Source organism: Stackebrandtia sp., assembly GCF_035643755.1.
In the GTDB taxonomy this organism is placed as follows: domain Bacteria; phylum Actinomycetota; class Actinomycetes; order Mycobacteriales; family Micromonosporaceae; genus Stackebrandtia.
Genome location: NZ_DASQPW010000146.1, coordinates 1 through 4,013 on the forward strand (window position 1 = coordinate 1; position 4,013 = coordinate 4,013).

General features: G+C 70.4%; 3 protein-coding genes. 1 reads left to right on the forward strand and 2 read right to left on the reverse strand.

Annotated features, from left to right (window positions below; translation table 11 throughout):
• Nucleotides 1-2,568, reverse strand: a 2,568-nt coding sequence (gene asnB / locus VE172_RS11155) for an asparagine synthase (glutamine-hydrolyzing) (RefSeq protein WP_349258340.1), incomplete at its 3' end; no start/stop codon positions are given.
• A 154-nt stretch (nucleotides 2,569-2,722) separates the two neighbouring features.
• Between asnB and VE172_RS11160 the strand changes: the two genes are divergently transcribed.
• Entirely contained in the window at nucleotides 2,723-2,896 is a 174-nt protein-coding gene (locus VE172_RS11160; RefSeq protein WP_324801259.1) for a hypothetical protein, read from the forward strand.
• Nucleotide 2,897: 1 nt separating this feature from the next.
• Here the strand turns inward: VE172_RS11160 and VE172_RS11165 are convergent.
• On the reverse strand, nucleotides 2,898-4,013 hold a 1,116-nt coding region (locus tag VE172_RS11165; RefSeq protein WP_324801262.1), incomplete at its 5' end, for an NYN domain-containing protein.

Sequence of the window (4,013 nt, forward strand, 5' to 3'; positions counted from 1 at the left end):
GTCGATGATGACGGTGCCGCCGAAGTTCGCCAGCGCCCGCGGTGACAGGCAGTGCCGCAGCTCCGCCGACACCCGCGCCGACACCTTGTCGGGCTCGGCGGGCGCCAGCTTGGCGGAGACGTTGGCCGGGTACGCCGAGTACTCGGTGGGGCCGTCGATGGCCCGCACCGCGGGCCCGGCCACCCGGTAGAACAGCCCGCGCCTGCCCAGGGCCTTGCCCGCCACCGAAACCAGCGACGCGGCCAGGATGCGCGGCAGTCCGACGTCCTGAATGGCCAGTTGCATCGTGGTGGGGTCGCCCAGCCCGATGCCGTGCGGGGTGCGCACCACGTGCCTGGACAGCCGCCGCGCCCACCACCCCGGGTGGACGTCCCAGGTGAAGTAGGAGCGGCCCTGCGAGATGGCGACGATCTTCTCGCTGATGTACAGGAACCAGCGGTCGCCGTCGGCGAGACCGGACACATCGGATGGTGCCTCGTCGAGGCCCATGAAGAAGCCGCCGACCCGCTCGGCGGCCAGCGAGGGGATGTCGACGCCCTCGGTCACCAGGTCGCAGCGCAGCGGAAACCGCGCCCAGCCCTCGTCCGCGGTCACCAGCGGCTTGCCGTGGTTGGACACGTAGTCGCTCTTGGGCGGCGCCTGCGGGTGCATGCCGGGCGTCGCGCTCAGCCCGGCCTCGGCGTCGTCCAGCGCGGACTGCGCCAGCATCGGGTCGGAGTCGATGAACTCCCGCATCCACAGCTCGACGTTGAGGATGCGCCAAAACGTCATGGTCTCCGCGCTGGACTTACCGGCCAGATAGGACTTGAACGCCCGGACCACGGCCTCCTGGTCGAAGTACGGCCGCTTGGCGAAGCTTTCGGAGGTGAACATCTCGTACAGCGAGTTCTTCAGGCGCTTGAACCACGCCTCCTCGGGCGTGGTGAAGCCGATCTTGTTGCGGCGCTGGTTGATCATCGGCGGCAGCAGGTCCTTGGTGGCGTCGCGCAGCGCCCGCTTGTTCCAGCCCGCCTTGAGGATCATCGCGTCGTCGTGCGTCCACAGCAGGCGCAAGAGCTCGGTGTCGAGGAACGGCACCCTGCCCTCGACCGAGAAGCGCATGGTGTTGCGGTCCTCGTAGCGCAGCAGGGATTGCAGGCTGTGCCGGAAGATGTCGTCGGCCAGCCGCGCCTTGAGGTTGTCGGGCACGACGTCGAAGCGCTGCCCGCGGTGCCGCTCGGCGAACTCCCGGTTCAACAGCCCGTCCACCGGGATGTGGGAGCGGCGGTTCAGCTTGTCGGCCACGGTGAAGCGGCCCAGCCGCCACAGCACGTCGGTGGAGCGGGCCAGTTCGGCCAGGGCCGCGCGCTTGTTTCCGTTGCGCCACAACTGCCGCAGGTATACCAGGTAGTACGGGACGTACCCGGCCATCATCTCGTCGGCGCCCTGGCCGTCCACCATGACGGTGACGTGTTGGGACGCCTCGCGCATCACGCAGTACTGGGCGTAGGGGCCGGTGGAGATGACCGGTTCCTCCTGGGTGCGTACGAAGTCCAGCAGGTCGACCAGGAACCGGTCGGGGCTCGGAAGGATCTTGTGGACGGTCAGTGCGTCTGTCCGCCCCTCGGCCACCGCGTCGACGTAGCGCTCCTCGTCGTTGAGCTCCCCGGGAAACACCGCCGAGAAGGTCTGCTGCCGCTTGCCCACCGCCTGGGCCTCGGTGTCGGACTCGGCGAGCATCCGGTGGGTGAGCGCCACGATGGTGGAGGAGTCCAGGCCGCCCGACAGCGCCGTGCCCACGGGCACGTCGGAGACCAGGCGGCGGCGCACCGCGGTGTGCAGGGCGCGGCCGAAATCGTCGGCGGCGGCGGGGTCGTAGCGCCGATCGGTGCCCGCCAGGGACTCCATGTCCTCGTAGAGGCGGGTGTAGGTGTGCCGGGTGATGGTGCCGTCGGGGGTGATCTCGGCGGCCTGCCCGGGAAGCAGCCGGCTCACGCCCTCGAAGAACGTCGCCTCGGTGTCGTCGTGCACCCGGAACTTCAGGTAGCGGTACACGGTGGCGTCGTCGGGCCGTCGCTCGATGAGCTGACTGGCGAACAGGGGACGGAACTGGCTGGCGAACACCACGACGCCCTCGGGCGAGCGCGCCAGATACAGCGGCTTGATGCCGAACTGGTCGCGCGCCAGCGTGACCCGCCCGGACTCGCGGTCGGCGATGGCCAGCGCGAACATGCCGTTGAACCGGTCAAAGGCGGCGTTGCCCCACTCGCGCCACGCCGTCAGCACCACCTCGGTGTCGCAGTGCGTGGTGAAGGAGTGCCCCAGCGCCGCCAGTTCGTCGCGCAGCTCGCGGAAGTTGTACACCTCCCCGTTGTATACAATGGAGTAGCGGTCGTCGGGCGACCACATTGGCTGGTCGCCGGACTCCTTGTCGATGATGGCCAACCTGCGGTGTGCCAGCCCGAATTCCCGGCCCACCGCGAAGCCCTCGCCGTCGGGCCCGCGGTTCACCATGGCCGTCGACATGCGCCGCAGCATGGGCAGGGCGTCGACATCGAGCGCGCCGACAAAACCGGCCAAACCACACATATTTCCCCCACTTGGTACAGTGGACGCGCATCCCCGCATCCCTCCGTGAGGCAGCGTACCTTATGCGTGTTTTGTGGCAAATACGGGAAATAGCCGCTTTCGATCCATTGTGCCCACAGCGCGGCGCCGACCCCGTCGGTTAGATTGGACGACGATGACCAAGCCGATGCGGATCGTGTGCTACACCTGCGGCGGGGCCGGTGACATCCCGATTCCCCGCGCCTATCTCAACAGCACCACCAAGAAGATCGAGGCCCGCTACGTCCACGAGGAATGCTGGTTCTGCCAGGGCGAGGGTCGAATCATCTTCGCGCGCCGCCGCCGCTGAGTCAGGCGCGTTCCAGCCGGCGCCGCAGGGTGTCGGCCGACAGCGGGTAGGCGCCGTGCCGGTGCACCCCCTCGCTCACCTCGCGGTCCGACGAGATCACCACGACCGGGCGGCCGTTGGGTTCGGCGCGCACCAACGCCCGGATCACCTCGTCGGCGGTCTGGTTCTTGCGGCTGAACAACACCCGCACCCCGCGCGGCGCGGCCGGTAGCCCCACCATCCGCTCGGCGCCGTCGAACACCACCGTCACCTCGGTGCCGGTCTGGGCGGCCAGCCCCGACAGGCCCCGCACCAGCCGCTGGCGCTGCTGCTCCAGCGGCAGGTCGCCCCAGCCGCCGATCGTGACGTTGTAGCCGTCGACGATCAGGTGCGCCTGGGGCAGCGTCAGCAGCTCGTCCAGCCGGATCGGGTCGTCGGCGCCCAGGCCCCGGGCCGGGCTGCGGGCGGGGTCGTCGGGGCGCAGCGATTCGTTGTCGGCCACGAAGTCGCCCGGCACCCGGTCCACCGGATCCAGGGCCAGCTCGCGCCGCAGCCCCTGCGCGGCGCCGCCGATCGTCTCCAACAGCAGCCACAGCCGCGAATCGTTGAAGGACCGGGCATCGCGCGCCCCCCGGCGGGCGCGATCCAGCGCCTTGACGGTCTCGTCCAGCTGCGACCGCAGCCGCCGCAGCTCGGTGGAGTGGTTCTGTTCGGCCTGCCGCAGCCGCCCCTTCTCCGCCGACAGCGCGTCGGTCGCCTTGCGCTCCCGGCGCTTGATCTCGCGCAGCTCCTTGGTGAGGCCGTGGTTGCGCTGCCGCAGCTCGGCGGCCTCGGCGCGGGCCTCGGTCAGCTCGACGCGCAGCTTCTCCGACTCCCGCTCGGCGATGGCGCGGTCGTGCTCGGCGCCGGCCGCGCGGTGCTCGGCCTCGCTGATCCGCACGCTGACCCGGTGGGCGGCGTCGGCGTCGGCGGCCTCCCGATTCGCGGCGTCGACCAGGTCGCGCCAGCCCTCGGGCCGCGACAGGAACGCCATGGCCGCGGCGTTCGCGCTGGACGTGTCGCCGCCGACCTCGCCGTCATCCACAGCCGACGCCAGTGCGGGGTCGGCCTCGCGCGCCGCCTCGGCCACCCGCTGCCG

Bases quoted from the DNA above. Each gene is read 5' to 3' on its own strand.
- VE172_RS11160 (WP_324801259.1), top strand. From the start codon at position 2,723: ATGACCAAGCCGATGCGGATCGTGTGCTACACCTGCGGCGGGGCCGGT.